General features: G+C 74.8%; 13 protein-coding genes. 10 read left to right on the forward strand and 3 right to left on the reverse strand.

Going from position 1 to position 15,965, the window contains the following annotated elements; translation table 11 throughout:
* Positions 1-42: 42 nt before the first annotated feature.
* Positions 43-618 carry a nucleosidase gene (locus ACFRQN_RS08380; protein ID WP_049649370.1) on the reverse strand — a complete coding sequence of 192 codons (576 nt, stop codon included), beginning with the start codon at positions 616-618 and terminating at the stop codon, positions 43-45.
* 360 nt (positions 619-978) lie between these two features.
* Here ACFRQN_RS08380 and ACFRQN_RS08385 point away from each other — a divergent pair, with 360 nt between their 5' ends.
* From ACFRQN_RS08385 to ACFRQN_RS08430, 10 genes are all read left to right on the forward strand, one after another.
* Positions 979-2,520: a hypothetical protein gene (locus ACFRQN_RS08385; protein WP_241853154.1), complete on the forward strand. Its 1,542-nt coding sequence runs from the start codon at positions 979-981 to the stop codon at positions 2,518-2,520.
* 22 nt (positions 2,521-2,542) lie between these two features.
* On the forward strand, positions 2,543-3,511 hold the full coding sequence (locus ACFRQN_RS08390) for a glutamate ABC transporter substrate-binding protein (protein ID WP_079272766.1): 969 nt from the start codon (positions 2,543-2,545) through the stop codon (positions 3,509-3,511).
* 293 nt (positions 3,512-3,804) lie between these two features.
* Positions 3,805-5,166, forward strand: a complete 1,362-nt coding sequence (locus ACFRQN_RS08395; RefSeq protein WP_234348701.1) for a hypothetical protein — start codon at positions 3,805-3,807, stop codon at positions 5,164-5,166.
* 5 nt (positions 5,167-5,171) lie between these two features.
* Positions 5,172-7,697: a tetratricopeptide repeat protein gene (locus tag ACFRQN_RS08400; RefSeq protein ID WP_380739227.1), complete on the forward strand. Its 2,526-nt coding sequence runs from the start codon at positions 5,172-5,174 to the stop codon at positions 7,695-7,697.
* Between the two features lie 3 nt (positions 7,698-7,700).
* Entirely contained in the window at positions 7,701-9,011 is a 1,311-nt protein-coding gene (locus ACFRQN_RS08405; RefSeq protein ID WP_117489804.1) for a PP2C family serine/threonine-protein phosphatase, read from the forward strand.
* 110 nt (positions 9,012-9,121) lie between these two features.
* Positions 9,122-10,477: a VWA domain-containing protein gene (locus tag ACFRQN_RS08410; RefSeq protein ID WP_049660919.1), complete on the forward strand. Its 1,356-nt coding sequence runs from the start codon at positions 9,122-9,124 to the stop codon at positions 10,475-10,477.
* Positions 10,478-10,550: 73 nt separating this feature from the next.
* Entirely contained in the window at positions 10,551-11,864 is a 1,314-nt protein-coding gene (locus tag ACFRQN_RS08415; RefSeq protein WP_074005559.1) for an FHA domain-containing protein, read from the forward strand.
* Positions 11,865-12,065: 201 nt separating this feature from the next.
* Entirely contained in the window at positions 12,066-12,983 is a 918-nt protein-coding gene (locus ACFRQN_RS08420; protein ID WP_049657872.1) for an ABC transporter ATP-binding protein, read from the forward strand.
* Positions 12,980-14,116: an ABC transporter permease gene (locus tag ACFRQN_RS08425; protein WP_380739230.1), complete on the forward strand. Its 1,137-nt coding sequence runs from the start codon at positions 12,980-12,982 to the stop codon at positions 14,114-14,116. The genes ACFRQN_RS08420 and ACFRQN_RS08425 overlap by 4 nt, the downstream gene beginning before the upstream one ends.
* 108 nt (positions 14,117-14,224) lie before the next feature.
* On the forward strand, positions 14,225-14,629 hold the full coding sequence (locus ACFRQN_RS08430) for a globin (RefSeq protein WP_049657871.1): 405 nt from the start codon (positions 14,225-14,227) through the stop codon (positions 14,627-14,629).
* Positions 14,630-14,675: 46 nt separating this feature from the next.
* Here the strand turns inward: ACFRQN_RS08430 and ACFRQN_RS08435 are convergent, their stop codons facing one another.
* Both ACFRQN_RS08435 and ACFRQN_RS08440 read right to left on the reverse strand, forming a co-directional pair.
* Positions 14,676-15,362: a hypothetical protein gene (locus ACFRQN_RS08435; RefSeq protein WP_380739249.1), complete on the reverse strand. Its 687-nt coding sequence runs from the start codon at positions 15,360-15,362 to the stop codon at positions 14,676-14,678.
* A gap of 35 nt (positions 15,363-15,397) precedes the next feature.
* Complete coding sequence (locus ACFRQN_RS08440; protein WP_049657866.1) at positions 15,398-15,841, reverse strand: thioesterase family protein; 444 nt, start codon at positions 15,839-15,841, stop codon at positions 15,398-15,400.
* Positions 15,842-15,965 lie beyond the last annotated feature (124 nt).

The raw sequence follows: 15,965 nt of genomic DNA on the forward strand, positions 1-15,965 counted from the left end.
CCCCCGGTCACCGCGCCACCCTGACCAGCCCCTGAGGCGACGTCACCAGCCCTGCGCGACCACCCAGTCGGCCAGCTTCCGGGCGCAGTCGTCCACCGCCTCCTTCCAGCTGTGCTCCGCACCGTCCCCGGCCTGGTCGCTGACGTGCTTGACCAGCCGCACCGGCAGCCCGGCGCGGTGGGCGACGGTGGCGACGGCGTAGCCCTCCATGTCCACCAGGTCGGCGTGCTCGGCGAGCCGGTCGCGGGCGTCCGTGTCGGAGACGAAGAGGTCGCCGGTGGCCAGCACCGGGCCGTCGCCCTTGCCGATCACCAGCGGGGCCCCGTACTCACGCCCGGTGAGCGCGTGCAGGGCGGCGGTGTCGAGGTCGTGCTGGATCACCTGGACCACGTGGTGGGTGCCCTCCCAGCCGGGGCGCAGCGCGCCGGCCGTACCGAGGTTGATCACCTCGGACGGCTTCTCGCCCTGCGCGAGGACGGTGGCCAGCGCGACGGCGGCGTTGACCTTCCCTATCCCGGTGAGCAGCACGGGCAGGCGGTCGTCCAGGTGGGCGGCCTCCTCGCGCACGGCGACGACGAGCAGCGGACGGTCGGGCGAGATCGTTCCAAGCAGGCGCATACCTCCATCGTACGGAGCGAGGGGTCGCCGCACCCGGGAAAGCCCGCCCGCAACCGGACCCCCGCGCTCCGCCCGGCCGGGGGAACCGCGTAGGGTGCGGCCCGCGTCGGACGGTTCGCCACCTCTCGGGACGACCGGCAGGAGACGACCGACGGGAGCGGCACGAACCGTACGGGCCGTACGGAGCGTACGGGCCGCACCAACGGCACCGGCCGCGACGGTGCTGCGGGCCGTCCGGGGGACGTGCACGACATGCTCAAGATCGGCGCAAGTCAGGTGTGGTCGGGGGGAGTCACGGCCATACTGCTGCCATCGGTCGGGCCCCGGGGACGGGCCCGGCCCCAGGGGAGGATGAGGCGGGTGGCAACACCAGTAGGCAACGGCGCGTCCGGCGCCGCGTTCCCGGCACGGCCGAACCAGCTGCCGGGGGCGCCGGGCGCCGCGGTGGCGACGGCCGTGCCGGTGGCGGCGGCCGCACCGGGGGCACCGGCCGTCCCCGGATCGGCCCCGCTCGCGAAGTCCGGCGGGGCGCCCCCGGCGGCCAGACCCGGTGGGGCGCCCGAGAAGCGCCCTCCGGCGGCCGTCGCCACCGGCGTGCGCGCCCGGCTCGCACAGGCCACCCGCACACCCCCAGGGCGGCTGCGACTGGCCGGCGTGGTGCTCGCGGTGCTCACCGTCGCCTTCGGCGGGCTCACCGCCTGGCAGCTGGAGACCAGGGCGCAGGCCGCCGACCGGGTGGTCTCGTACAGCCAGCCGCTCAGCCGGGACGCCGCCGAGATCCACCGCAGCCTGGCCGACGCCGCCACCACCGCGGCGAGCGGCTTCCTGCTGGCCGGCGCCGAGCCCGACGCGGTCCGCACCCGCTACGAGCAGGACATCGCCACCGCCGCCAAGCTGATCGCCCAGGCCGCCGCCCGGACCACCGCGACCTCGCCCGCCCAGGGCTCGCTCTCCCGGCTGAACCAGCAACTCCCCGCCTACGCCGGCCTGGTGGAGACCGCGCGGGCCGACAACCGGCAGGGCATCCCGCTCGGCGGCGCCTACCTGCGGTACGCCTCCGAGCAGATGCAGACCGTGCTGCTGCCGGCCGCCGCCGAACTGGCCGCGGCCGAGAACCAGGAGCTGGCCGACGACTACGCCGAGGCCAAGGCGGTGCCGTGGGGGGCGTACGGCCTGGCGCTGGTCACCCTGGCCGCGCTGGCCTGGGTGCAGCTCACGCTGTTCCGCCGCACCAACCGGGTGTTCAACATCGGGCTGCTGGGCGCCACCGCCGCCGTCCTGGCCGGCGGGCTGTGGCTGGCCGTCACCGGTCTGACCACCAGCGCGGCGCTCAAGCGGAGCGTCCACGAGGGCGCGGCCCCGCTGAAGGCGCTCAACACCGCCCGGGCGGACGTGCTGACCGCCCGGCTGGCGGAGAACCTCCACTTCGTCGCCCGCGGCTCGACCACCAAGTACGCCGACCAGTGGACGAAGGCCGTCGGAGACCTCGCCGGAACCACCGACGTCCCGGCGGACCGGTCCGCCGGCTCGCTGCCGGAGGCCCTCCGCCTGGCCCCCTCGGCCGCCCAGCCGAGCGTCCGGGAGGCCGCCAAGCAGTTCGACGAGTGGCGCAAACGGCACGACGAGGCCCGGAAGCGGGAGGTGTTCGAGGCCGACTACCAGGGCGCACTGGAGGCCACCGTGACGGCCAAGGGCGACGCGGCCACAGCCGACGCCTCCTTCAACGCCACCGACAAGGCGCTCGCCCAGGCCGCCGACATCGAGCAGGACCGCTTCAAGCAGGCCGCCGAGGGCACCGGCGGGGACCTGCGCACCGCCGCCGTCGCCGCCGCGCTGCTCGGCCTGGTGGCCGCGGCCGCCGCGCTGCGCGGCCTGGGCCGGCGACTGGCCGAGTACCGGTAACGGGCAAGGGGGAGAGCGACCGATGCGCACCAGGGGTTTCAGGAGCTTCAGAGGTTCCGGCGGTTCCGGGAGGAGGACCAGGCCCGCCGTCGCGGTGGCCCTGCTGGCGGCCGGCGCGGCCGTGCTCGCCGGGGGCGGCCCGGTCGGCGCCGCGCCGGCGGCCGTGCACCGGACGAAGCAGGACCAGCAGGAGCAGGCCGACGGCTGCGACGTCACGAAGAGCGTGCCGCCGAGCACCGACGACGGCCCGGCCGTGAAGGCCATCAAGGCCAGGCGCAGCCTGGTGATCGGCGTGGACCAGAACAGCTACCGCTGGGGCGCCCGCAACCCGAACACCGGCCAGATCGAGGGCTTCGACATCGACCTCGCCCGGGCGATCGGCGCGGCCGTCATGGGCGACCCGGAGAAGGTGGTGCTCAAGCCGGTGGCCACGGCCGACCGGATCGACGCCATCAAGAAGGGCCGGGTCGACCTGATCGTCCGCACCATGACGATCAACTGCAAGCGGATGGAGGACGTCGCCTTCTCCAAGCCGTACTTCAACATCACCCAGCGCGTCCTGGTGCCGACGGCCTCGCCGGCGAAGAACATCGACGACGCCGTCAAGGACCAGCGGGTCTGCGCCGCCGCCGGCTCCACCGCGCTGACCGTGGTCACGGAGAAGAAGACCGCCCGGCAGGTCGTCACGGTGGAGAACCAGCTGGACTGCCTGGTCCTGATGCAGCTCGGCAAGGTCGACGCGACCATGACCGACAACGGCCTGGCGGCCGGTCAGGCCGCGCAGGACCAGACCGTGCGGATCGTGGACGGCGAGGCCCAGCCGGAGGTGGTCGGCGTCGCCATGCTGAAGGACAGCACCGACCTGACCGCCCGCGTCAACCAGGTCCTGGCCGACTACTACGCGCGCGGCGACTGGGCCCGTTCGTACGAGCACTGGCTCAAGCCGTACATGCTCAACGAGGCCGACCGCTACTGGCCGGGCACCCGCTGAGCCGGAGTCGGGGCCGCCCCGGGGTCCACCCCGGGCCGGTCCGGGGGCGACGCGGGGGACGGCGCGGAGGAGGTAGCGCGCGGGCCGTCAGCGGGGCGTTGACGGTGCCTTGACGCCCCGCGCCCGCTCCGCCCGAACGGCCACCGGCTAGGGTTCGGGACGATCACCACGGGGAGACCGGTGGTGGACACGGGGGTTGTCGTGGGACCGCACGTCCGGTACGTCCAGCACGTCAGGCACGTCAGGAACGTCAGGCACGTCGGGATCGCACGCGAGGAAGGAAGGACACCGCGGTGGCGGCATCGGCTGGCCCGGTACTGAACCGGGAGGAGGTCGACCGCGCGCTCGCCCGCCTCGGCGCGGAGCGGGACGCGGTCGAGTCGGCGCTGCTCGCCCTCCAGGACCACTCGGGCCTGCGGCTGCTGGACGGCGCCGAGCTGTCCGGACGCACCCTGGAGCGCTGGTCCGTCGCCGGCAAGGGCCTGCCCCTGCTCTGGGCGCTGTTCGACCGCTACTCCGAGGCGCTGGCCTCGGCGCGCGCCGTCCGGGCCCGCAAGGCCAAGCCCGGCGCGCCCGAACTGGCCGAGCTGAGCGAACTGCTGACCGGCGACGCGGTGACCGTCCCCGGCGGGGTGGTGCCGGACGGCCCGCAGGTGCTCGGCGCGCCGGCCAGGCTGGTCGAGCGGATCAGCCTGGACGCGCTGATGGTGCGGATGAACTCCTGGTACGCCACCGTGCTGGAGGTGGTCAGCGCCGCCGACGCGGTCTGGTCGGCGCTGCCCGCCCGGATCGACCTGCTGCTGGCCGAGCTCCAGCGGGTGCGCACCCTCGCCGCCTCGCTCGGCGTGCGCACCGGGAGCCACCCGCTGGGCGACGACCTGGCCGGGATCGAGCAGGACCTCACCGGGCTGCGCGCCGAGGTCCACGGGGACCCGCTGGCGCTGTGGCGCCCGGCCCGGGTGCCAGCCCAGCGCGGCACCGTCCCGGAGGGCTCGGCCTTCGCCGGCCCCGCCGGGGTGGTCGACACCGAGCGGTTCGACCGGGCCGGGCGGGCGCTGGACGGCGTCCGGCTGGAGCTGGAGGACCTGCTGCGGCTGCGCGACGAGGCCGAGGAGCGCCTCCAGGGCGTCGGCGACCTCCTCCAGCGGGCCGACGCCACCCTGGCCGAGGCCCGCCGGGCGCGCGGCGAGGTGCTGGCGAAGATAGCGTCCAGCGACGTCCCGGCGGTGCCCGGACCGGCCTCGGCGCTGCGCGAACGGATCGTCGCGGCCCTGGACCTGCGCCAGGCCGGGCAGTGGGGCCGGCTGGCGCCGCTGCTGGACACGCTGGAGGACGCCGCCGCCAAGGAGCTGGGCCGGGCCCGGCAGTCGCTCACCGAGGTGACCCAGCCGCTGGCCGTCCGGGCCGAGCTGCGCGGCCGGCTGGACGCCTACAAGGCGATGGCGGCCCGGCTGCGGGTCTCCGAGGACCCGGAAGTGATCGAACGGTACGAGAAGGCGCGCTGGCTGCTGTGGAGCGCGCCCTGCGACCTGCGGGCGGCGGCCGCCGCGGTGGCCCGGTTCCAGCAGTCGCTGCGCCCGGCCCAGACCGAGGCCGGGCAGGCACAGGAGGCGGCCGGCCAGGAGCCGGCCGACGGACAGGTCCAGGGGGGCTGAGGGTGATGGGCGGGACGTGCGAACGGCCGGAGTGCTCCGGCAGCGGCAGGATCGACGCCGACGGCTACTGCGACGAGTGCGGGCTCGCCCCGGCGGGCGGGACCACCGCGACGACCGGAGCGGCGGGGGCACCGGGCGCGGGGGCGACAGGGGCCACGGGGACACCGGCCGCCGGCCCCGGCGCGCCCTGCCCGCGCGACTGCTCCGGCACCATCGACCCGGACGGCTACTGCGACGAGTGCGGCCTGACCCCGCCCGGCGGCGACACCGGCGTCACCCAGCCCCACGTCCCCTCCGCCCGGGTCTCCCCCGGCCCCGGCCGGAACGGCTCCGGCCGCTCGCTGTCGGTCCGCACCGGCTCGGCCCGCTCGATGTCCGGCCGCTCCCGCTCGCACCGCTCGACCCGCACCGGCAGCAGCCGCTCCCTCTCGGTCCGCTCCACCCGGGGCGGCTCCACCGCCGGCACCCGCAACCGGCTGGGCGCCGGCCTGGTCACCGTGCCGACCGTCGAGGCGGCCGACCCGTCCCAGGCGGTGCTGGCCGACCCCGAGGTGCCCGAGCGCAAGCGGTTCTGCTCCAAGTGCGAGACCCCGGTGGGCCGGGAGAAGAACGGCCGCCCCGGCCGCCCGGACGGCTTCTGCACCAAGTGCGGCACGCCGTACTCGTTCACGCCCAAGCTGCGCCGCGGCGACCTGGTCGGCGGGCAGTACGAGGTGGTGGGCTGCCTGGCGCACGGCGGGCTCGGCTGGATCTACCTGGCGGTGGACCGGCGGGTCCACGACAAGTGGGTGGTGCTCAAGGGCCTGCTGGACACCGGGGACGAGGACGCGCTCGCGGCGGCCGTCGCCGAGCGGCGCTTCCTGGCCGAGGTGGACCACCCGAACATCGTCCGGATCATCAACTTCGCCGAGCACCCGGACCTGCGCACCGGCTCCACCGACGGCTACATCGTGATGGAGTACGTCGGCGGGAAGTCGCTCAAGGACATCGCCAACGAGCGCCGCACCGCGGACGGCCGGCGCGAACCGCTGCCCGTCGAGCAGGGGATCGCGTACGCGCTGGAGGCGCTGCCGGCCCTGGGCTACCTGCACGGCCGGGGCCTGGTGTACTGCGACTTCAAGATCGACAACGTGATCCAGAGCGGCGACACGCTCAAGGTCATAGACATGGGCGCGGTCCGCCGCTTCGACGACGACGGCCCGATCTACGGCACCATCGGCTACCAGGCCCCGGAGATCGCCACCGACGGCCCCTCCGTCGCCTCCGACCTGTACACCGTGGCCCGCACCCTCGCGGTGCTCACCTTCGACTTCCAGGGCTACAGCGGCACCTACCGCGACTCGCTGCCCGGCCCGGAACAGGTCGAGGTCTTCGCCAGGTACGAGTCGTACTACCGCTTCCTGGTCCGCGCCACCGACCCGGACCCGGCCCGCCGCTTCGCCTCCGCCGAGGAGATGGCCGACCAGCTCACCGGCGTGCTGCGGGAGGTCCTGGCCCTCCAGGACGACCGGCCCCGGCCCGCGCCCTCCACCCTGTTCGGCCCCGAACTGCGCGTCGTGGACACCGAGTTGGTCCTGCCCACCGAACAGGCCGGGCAGCTCCGGGTGGCCCCCCTGGACCCGGCCGCCGCCGCCCTCGCACTGCCCGTCCCCCGGGTCGACCCCGGCGACCCGAACGCGGGCTTCCTCGCCGTCCTGGTCACCCCCGACCCCGAGGAGACGCTCGCCGCACTGGCCGCCGCGCCCGCCGTCTCGGTCGAGAGCCGGCTGCGCGAACTGCGCGCCCTGCTCGAACTCGGCCGCCACGACGACGCCGTGAACCGCCTCACCGAGCTGGAACGGGACCAGCCGGACGACTGGCGGGTGGTCTGGTATCGCGGGCTGACCGCCCTCGTCGACGGCTCCTCCACCGCCCTCCGGGCTGCTGCGGAGGCCTTCGACGCCGTCTACGACGCCTTCCCCGGCGAGGCCGCCCCCAAGCTGGCCCTCGCCATCTGCGCCGAGCTGCTCGGCGACGGCGGCGACGCGGCCGAGTTCTACCGGCTGGTGTGGGCCACCGACCACGCCTACCTGAGCGCCGCCTTCGGGCTGGCCCGGGTCCGGCTGGCCGAGGAGGACCGGACCGCCGCGGTCCGCGTCCTGGAGACCGTCCCGGCCACCTCCAGCCACTACACCGCCGCCCGGATCGCCGCCGTCCGGGCCCGGCTGCGCGAGCGCCGGACCACCGACGACCTGGCCGCCGACCTCGGCGCGAGCTCCGCCCAGCTGACCGCGCTGCGGCTGGACGCCCGCCGCCGCGAGGAGCTCGCCGTCGAGGTGCTCGACACGGCCCTCGGCTGGGTCGGCGCCGAGGAGGCCGCCGGCCGGCGCACCACCGACCTGGTGGTACTGGGACGTCCCGCACAGGAGCGGGAACTGCGCTTCGCCCTGGAACAGTCCTACCGGGTACTCGCCCGGTTGGCCGACCGGGCGGAGACCAGGATCGAGATGGTGGAACGGGCCAACCGTGCCCGTCCCAGGACGTGGGTGTAGCAGATGCCGCAGCAGACCGAGTGCCCGAGCTGTTCGGAGCCGATGGACCAGGAGGACGCCTACTGCGGCTCCTGCGGGACCGGCCGGGACGGCCGGGCGGCCCCCGGCTCGATGCCCACGAGCTGGGCCGCCGCCCGCGGCGAGGCCGTACCGTCGCCGCGCGGGCAGGTCTGCGTGCACTGCGGGCAGCCGCAGGTCGCCCCGGACGGCTACTGCGAGGGCTGCGGCAGCGCCCAGCCGCGCCCGCGCGACCACATGGAGAAGGCGCTCGGGGGCGTCGCCGGGGTCAGCGACCGCGGCGTGCGCCACCACCGCAACGAGGACTCCTTCACCGTCGCCGCGACCTCGCTGCCCGGCGGCGAGCCGGTCGTGGTCGCCGTGGTGTGCGACGGCGTCTCCTCCTCCGACCGCCCGGACGAGGCCTCGGAGACCGCCGTGGACGCCGCCTCCGAGTCGCTGCTGACCGCCCTGGAGGCCGGCCGGGACCCGAACTCGGCGATGCGCCAGGCCGTCGCCGACGCCGCCGACGCGGTCGCCGGCCTCGCCACCGACGGCGCCGGCCCCACCCGGCCCGACCTCAACGCGCCCGCCTGCACCTTCGTCAGCGCGATAGCCGCGGGCGGCCGGGTCACCATCGGGTGGGTCGGCGACACCCGGGCGTACTGGATCCCGGACGACCGCGCCGCCGCCGAGCCGTTCCGGCTCACCCAGGACGACTCCTGGGCGGCCCGGATGGTCGAGGCCGGGCTGATGAGTGAGGCCGAGGCCTACGCCGACCCCCGCGCGCACGCGATCACCGGCTGGCTCGGCGCCGACGCCGAGGAGGTCGTGCCGCACACCCTCGACTTCACCCCGCACGTCCCCGGGGTGGTGCTGATCTGCACCGACGGGCTGTGGAACTACGCCGAGGCGGCCACCGACCTGGCGTACTACGTGCGCCCGGACGCCCGCACCGAACCGCTCGCCACGGCGCAGACCCTGGTGAAGTTCGCGGTCGCGGCCGGCGGCCACGACAACATCACCGTCGCCGTGCTGCCGATCGACCCGCCCGCCGCCGCCCTCGAGGCGGCCGAGGAGACCCCCACCGCGTTCGACCTGCCGGTGATCGCTCCGCGCGCGGCCGCCCGGCCGGCCCCGGAGGAGGACGAGGACTACGAGCCGACCCTGCCGGACCTCCCGGTGATCGGCTCCGCCGCCGCCCCGCTGCCCCCGGCCCCGCCCGTACCCCCGGTCCCCCCGGCGCCGTCCGTCCCGCCGACCGCGCCCGCCGTTCCGCCCGTCCCGCCGCAGCCGCCGCACCCGCCGACGGCCTGACCCGACCACCCGCCGGACGCTCCGGCGGCACGGCCCGCCGGCCCCGCCCGGCGGGCCGCCCCACCGTCCTGAGCACGTCCACCCCTCACCCGACGGGAGCCGACCGCCCCATGGCAACACTGGCGAAGCCGAACCTGCCCAGGTTCAACGTGGAGATCTTCCAGAACGAGTACCTGGCCGACGGCGCCCGCGAGGTCAACGCCATCGTCACCGTCACGGCGACCGGCGGCGGCACCTCGGGCGGCCGGCCCCTCGGCTTCGCCGACGCCACCGCGGCGGGCGCCGGCACCGCGGCGGCCGTGGTCGTCCTGGTGGACTGCTCGGGCTCGATGGACTACCCCAAGACCAAGATCAACGGCGCCCGCGAGGCCACCGCCGCCGCCATCGACGCGCTGCGCGACGGCACCGCCTTCGCCGTCGTCGCCGGCACCCACGAGGCCCGCGACATCTACCCCGGCGACGGCACCCTCGCCACCGCCTCCGCCACCACCCGCGCGCAGGCCAAGGAGTCGCTGCGCCGGCTCACCGCGGCCGGCGGCACCGCGATGGGCACCTGGCTGGCCAAGGCCGACCAGCTCTTCCTCACCCGCCGCGACATCGCCATCCGGCACGCCGTCCTGCTCACCGACGGCAACAACGAGCACGAGTCGGCCGAGGACCTGGCCCGCACCGTCGAACGGGTGACCGGCCACTTCACCGCCGACTGCCGCGGCGTGGGCACCGACTGGCGGATCGACGAGCTGCGCCGCATCTCCTCGGCGCTGCTCGGCACCACCGACATCGTCGCCGAGCCCTCCGGCCTGGCCGAGGACTTCCGCTCGATGATGGCCGGCGCGATGGGCAAGCAGGTCGCCGACGTCGCGCTGCGGATCTGGACCCCGGCCAACGCCAGGGTCCGGTTCGTCAAGCAGGTCGCCCCCGCGGTCGAGGACCTGAGCTCCCGCCGCACCGAGGCCGGCCCCCGGGCCGGCGACTACCCCACCGGCTCCTGGGGCGACGAGAGCCGCGACTACCACGTCTGCGTCGAGGTGCCGGCCGCCTCGGTCGGCAACGAGATGCTGGCCGCCCGGATCAGCCTGGTGCTGCCCGAGCAGGTCGCCGGCGGCACCCCCGAGGTGCTCACCCAGGGCCTGGTCAAGGCGGTCTGGACCGACGACCTGGCCTCCTCCACCCGGATCAGCCCGCAGGTCGCCCACTACACCGGGCAGGCCGAGCTCGCCTCCTCCATCCAGGAGGGCCTGGAGGCCCACCGGGCCGGGGACGTCGACCGGGCGACCGCCAAGCTGGGCGCCGCCGTCCGGATCGCCCACGCGACCGGGAACGAGGGCACCTACAAGCTGCTCCAGAAGGTGGTGGACGTGGTGGACCCGAAGGAGGGTACGGTTCGGTTCCGTAAGAACGTGAGCGAGGCCGACTCGATGACCCTTGAGACCCGGTCGACCAAGACGGTACGTGTGAAGAAGTGACCGCTGAAGACGTGACCGGGCCGGCACCCCGGCGCGACGCCGCACGGAGCCGGCCCGAAACGAGGGGGACCTGATGCCGATCTGCCCGAGGGGCCACGAGTCGCAGGCCGAGGACTGGTGCGACTTCTGCGGCTTCCCGATGACTCCGCCGGCCCCTGCGCCGGGGGCGCACGGAGGCTACCCGGGGGCGCACGGGGGCGAGCCCGCGCCCGGTGCGCACTCCGGACACCCGGGGTACGGCGGCGCCTCCTTCGGCGCGCCGCCGCCTCCGCCGCCGATGCCGCCGGGGGCCGTCCCGCCGCCCGGGGCACCCCTGCCGCCGCCCGGCCTGGTGCCCCCGGGCCGGCACGGGGCCGTACCCCCGCACGGGGCCGTCCCGCCGCAGGCCGGACCGCAGGGCCTCACCGCGGGCCTGGCCGTCTGCCCGATCTGCCGCAGCCCGCAGACCGGACGGTTCTGCGAGGAGTGCGGCTACGACTACGAGCTCTCCACGCCCTCGCGCCGCCAGGTGCCCGGCGCGGCACAGCAACAGCAGCAACAGCCGCAGCAGCAGCCGCCGCTGAACATCCCGGCCTCCTACGGCGGCCCCCCGCCGCAGCAGGCCCAGCACGGCCACGCCCAGGCCGGTCAGCCGCCGCACGGCCACGCCCCGGCGGGACAACCCCCGCACGGCCAACCGCCGTTCGGCCAGCAGCCGCTCGGGCAGTCCCCGCTCGGCCAGCCACCGGCGGCCCAGCAGGCCGTCGCCCCGCCCGTCCCCCAGCAGCCCCAGGCCCCGGCGCACCAGCACACCTACGGCTACCCGCCGCCCGAGGGCGCGTTCCCCGACACCTCGGTGCGCGAGGACTCCGGCCCGGTGTACGCCCAGCCGACCGGCCCCGGCCCGAACAACCGCGGCGGCGACTTCGGCACCTCGTTCAACCTGGCCCCGCCCGTCCCCCAGCAGCCCCAGGAGACCGCCCCGGCCGAGCCGGTGCGGACCAACTGGATCGCCGTGGTCTCGGCCGACCGGGACTACTTCACCGACATGATGGCCCGCAGCGGCCCCGAGGCGGCCGGCCTGTTCTTCCCGCCGTACTGCCCCGAGCGCCGGATCCCGCTGACCGGCCGCGGCCAGCTGCGGATCGGGCGGCGCAGCCAGCACCGCGGCACGGTGCCGGAGATCGACCTGTCCGTCCCGCCGGAGGACCCGGGCGCCTCGCACCAGCACGCGCTGCTCGCCGAACAGGCGGACGGCAGCTGGGTCCTGGTGGACCAGGACTCGACCAACGGCACCACCATGAACGGCGGCGCGGAGCCCGTCCCGCCGCACACCGCGGTACCGCTGAACGACGGCGACCGGATCCACATCGGCGCCTGGACCACCATCACCGTGCACCGCGGCTGACCGGCCGTCGGTCGGAGGGGATTCTCCGACTGAAAACCCGTCAAATCGTTACCTGACCACACGTCGGTGACAACTCCGGCCGGGCCGGGCGGAATTCGACATCCGCCCGGCCCGGATTTGTTTGGACCATCCTCAAAATATCCGCAAATTCGCCGCCGCGGGCGTGCGCCGGAGCCTTCCCTGCCCCTAGGCTCAGGCCACATGACTGCTGCTATATCCGCTGACGGCATCCGCCAGCGGTACGGGGATGTGCAGGCCGTCGACGGGGTGTCGTTCACCGTCGAGGCCGGCGAGTTCTACGGGATCCTGGGCCCGAACGGCGCCGGGAAGACCACCACGATGGAGATCCTGGAGGGCGTCCGGAAACCGGACGAGGGCCGGGTCGAGCTGCTGGGCATGGCGCCCTGGCCGCGAAATCCGAAACTGCTGCCGCGAATCGGCGTGCAGTTCCAGGCCTCCGCTTTCTTCCGGAAACTGACGGCCCGGGAGACCATCCGCACCTTCGCGTCGTTCTACGGGGTCGGCCCCAAGCGGGCCGACGCGATGCTGGAGCGGGTCGGCCTCTCGGACAAGGCCGAGACCCTGACCGACCAGATGTCCGGCGGCCAGGCCCAGCGCCTGTCGATCGCCTGCGCGCTGGCCCACGACCCGGAGCTCGTCTTCCTGGACGAGCCCACCACCGGGCTGGACCCGCAGGCCCGGCGCAACCTCTGGGACCTCCTGCGGGACATCAACGCCGAGGGCCGCACGGTCGTGCTGACCACGCACTACCTGGACGAGGCCGAGGTGCTCTGCGACCGGGTCTCGATCATGGACCACGGCAAGATCCTGCACACCGGCGCCCCGGCGGCGCTGATCCGCGAGATCGACGACACCGTCCGGATCAGCGTGGCCTCCGGCCAGCTCCCGCTCGAGCGCGCCCGGGAGCTGCTGACCGCGGCCGGCGCGGAGATCGCCACCCTGGAGGACGACAGCGTCTCGCTCTCCGTCTCCACCCGCCTCCCGGCTCCGGTGCTCAGCGTCCTCGCCGAGCAGAACGCGCTGCGCGGCCTGGAAGTGCGCGGCGCCACCCTGGAGGACGTCTTCCTCCAGCTGACCGGACGGGAGTTCCGCGCATGACCGCCACCACCCCCACCGAGCCGCAGGCCCCCGCCCGGCGCGGCGGCCCGGCCGCCGGCGAGCGGGAGCGGGTCAGCGCGTTCTGGAGCCTGTCCCGCGCCATGCTGCTCGGGATGAAGCGCGACCGCACCGCGGCCTTCTTCATCCTGCTGTTCCCGCTGGTGTTCCTGGTCTTCTTCGGCTCCGTGACCAAGGGCTCCGGCAGCCCGCACGCCAAGGTGGCGCAGGTCGGCGCGGTGAAGCTGTTCGACTCGATCCAGGGCGAGGACCGGGCCGGGCTGGACAAGGTCCTCACCATCACGAAGACCGACGACGAGGCCGGCACGCTGGAGAAGGTCCGCAAGGGCGACTACGACGCGCTGATCAAGCAGGGCCCGAACGGCACGGTCGAGCTGCGCTACACCGCCGCCGACCAGGTCCGGGCCGGCGCGCTCCAGGGCATCCTCAACTCGGTGGTCCAGAGCGCCAACCAGGCCGCCACCGGGCAGAAGCCGGCCTTCGTGCTGGACTCCCAGCAGGTCGAGGACAAGTCGCTCAAGCCGATCCAGTTCCTCACCCCCGGCCTGCTCGGCTGGGCCGTCGCCACCGGCGCGGTGTTCGGTGCCGCGCTGACCCTGGTCAACTGGCGCAAGACCAAGGTGCTGCGCCGGCTGCGGCTGGCCCCGCTCAGCGCCGGAACCGTGATCAGCTCCCGGGTCCTGGTCTCGCTGCTGACCGCGTTCCTGCAGACCGCCGTCTTCCTGGTGGTCGCGACCAGCTTCTTCGGGCTGAAACTCACCGGCAACTGGTGGCTGGTCATCCCGCTGGTGGCCTGCGCGACGCTCGCCTTCATGTCGATCGGCCTGCTGGCCGGCTCGGTCGCCAAGACCGAGGAGGCGGCCAACGGCATCTCGCAGATCATCGTGCTGCCGATGTCCTTCCTGTCCGGCTCGTTCTTCCCGCTGGACGGCGCCCCGGAGTGGCTGAAGGCCGTCTCCAAGGTCATGCCGCTGCACTACCTGGTCGAATCCGCCCAGTCGGTGCTCACCCGCGGCGGCGGCGTCATGGACGCCGTGCCGACCATGGGCGGCCTGCTGCTCTTCGCGGCCGTGCTGACCGGCATCTCCTGGAAGCTGTTCCGCTGGGAGGACTGACCGTCCGGCGCTGATCTGCTACGCCGACGTCCGCCGGTCCCCTCCCGACGGGGTCGTACGCCTTTGGTCCCGGTGTACGACCCCGTCGGCGTCTGCGACCATGGTCGGGTGAGAGAGATCCGGCGAGGCACGTTGAGCGAGGAGACCTTCTACGACCAGGTCGGCGGTGAGCCGACCTTCCGGCGGCTGGCCCACCGGTTCTACGAAGGCATCGCCGAGGACGAGTTGCTGCGGCCGATGTACCCCGAGGAGGACCTCGGACCGGCCGAGGAGCGGATGGCCCTCTTCCTGATGCAGTACTGGGGCGGCCCGCGCACCTACAGCGAGCGGCGCGGCCACCCGCGGCTGCGGATGCGGCACGCGCCGTTCAAGGTCGACAAGGCCGCGCACGACGCCTGGCTCACCCACATGCGGGCGGCCGTCGCGGACCTGGAGCTGCCGGCCGAGCACGAGCAGCAGCTGCTCGAGTACCTGGTCTACGCCGCCGCCTCGATGATCAACACCCCGGGCTGAGCCCCGGACCGCTCCTCGGCGGGGCGGGCCGGGCCCCGGACCGCCGTTACCGGAGCGGGCTGAGGCCCAGCCCCGCGCCCGGCGCGGCCGCGGTCCGCACCACCACCGAGCCCACCGGGGAGCTCAACCGCAGCCAGCCGCCCGCCCGGTGCACCGAGAGCGGCGCCTCGGGGCTCAGGAAGCCGATCCGGTACGAGGCGTGGACGGCGCGCAGCGGCAGCTCCGGCAGCACCGAGACCGGGCGGGACCACACCTCGTCCGCCAGCCGGTCCAGCACCGCGCGGGTGCGGTGGTGCTCCGGGACGGCCTCGCTGCGCTCGCGGAACTCCCCGACCGCCGCCATCAGTTCGCGGCACACCTCGGCCGCCGGCGGGGTGCCGACCGGCCGCCAGCCGGTGCGCGGCGGCAGCAGCCCGGCCCAGGCCGGACCGGTCACCGGCGCGGGCAGCGCGACGGCGCCCGACCCGGCGTCCACGCCGTCCAGCAACCGGCCCGCGGAGACGGTCAGGTCCACCGGCTCGTCCAGACCGTCCAGCCGGGCCGTGCGGATCGCCAGCACGCCCGAGTCGCCCAGCGGCAGCCGTCCGAAGACCGCCAGCACGCCGTCCCCCTCGCCCGGACCCACCGCCTGGATCCGGACGGCCGCCGCCCGGTCGAAGCGCAGCAGGCGCAGCAGGAAGGCGGAGAGGTCGGCGGCCTCCCCGGTGTCGGTCAGGGCGAGACGGGCGGTGATGGTCACAGTGGTTCAGCTCGAATCGTCGGGTGCGGTCAGACGGCGGCGACTACCGGCTCTTCGTCCATGAAGCGGCCGAGGAACTCCCGCTCCACCGGCGAGATCCGGCGCGGCCGGCCCTCGGCCAGGTCGTAGGGGACGACCACGGTGGACGCCCGGACGTACACGATGTCGCCGCCGTCCTCGGCGACGTCCTTGATCTCGTACGAGACGGTCAGCGAGGCGCCGCCGATCTTCGTCACCCAGGTCTCGATGGTGACCGGCTCGGGCCGGTGCACCAGCGGACGCTTGTAGTCGATCTCGTGGCGGGCCACCACCGAGCCGCCCGCGAACTCCCCGGCACCGGCCGCGGCGGCCTGGGTGAACATGAAGTCGATCCGGGCCTCCTCCAGGTAGCGCAGGAAGACCACGTTGTTGACGTGCCCGAAGGCGTCCATGTCGGACCAGCGCAGCGGGCAGGCGTAGATGTGGCGAGCCACGGGAGTTCTCCTCGGTGTCCGGTCGCCCGCCGCCGTCCACCGCCGGGGCGGCGGGCGGTCGGCGACGGGCCGCGGCCCGGCAGGCCGCCCCGGAGGGCAGTCTGCCGGGCCGTCGTGACGGCTG

This window comes from Kitasatospora sp. NPDC056800, assembly GCF_042789775.1.
Taxonomy (GTDB): Bacteria; Actinomycetota; Actinomycetes; order Streptomycetales; family Streptomycetaceae; genus Kitasatospora.

What these genes read in the sequence shown, in the direction of transcription:
- ACFRQN_RS08380 (WP_049649370.1), bottom strand. Translation starts at nt 618, where the DNA reads ATGCGCCTGCTTGGAACGATCTCGCCCGACCGTCCGCTGCTCGTCGTC.
- ACFRQN_RS08390 (WP_079272766.1), top strand. Translation starts at nt 2,543, where the DNA reads ATGCGCACCAGGGGTTTCAGGAGCTTCAGAGGTTCCGGCGGTTCCGGG.
- ACFRQN_RS08400 (WP_380739227.1), top strand. Translation starts at nt 5,172, where the DNA reads ATGGGCGGGACGTGCGAACGGCCGGAGTGCTCCGGCAGCGGCAGGATC.
- ACFRQN_RS08405 (WP_117489804.1), top strand. Translation starts at nt 7,701, where the DNA reads ATGCCGCAGCAGACCGAGTGCCCGAGCTGTTCGGAGCCGATGGACCAG.
- ACFRQN_RS08410 (WP_049660919.1), top strand. Translation starts at nt 9,122, where the DNA reads ATGGCAACACTGGCGAAGCCGAACCTGCCCAGGTTCAACGTGGAGATC.
- ACFRQN_RS08415 (WP_074005559.1), top strand. Translation starts at nt 10,551, where the DNA reads ATGCCGATCTGCCCGAGGGGCCACGAGTCGCAGGCCGAGGACTGGTGC.
- ACFRQN_RS08420 (WP_049657872.1), top strand. Translation starts at nt 12,066, where the DNA reads ATGACTGCTGCTATATCCGCTGACGGCATCCGCCAGCGGTACGGGGAT.
- ACFRQN_RS08425 (WP_380739230.1), top strand. Translation starts at nt 12,980, where the DNA reads ATGACCGCCACCACCCCCACCGAGCCGCAGGCCCCCGCCCGGCGCGGC.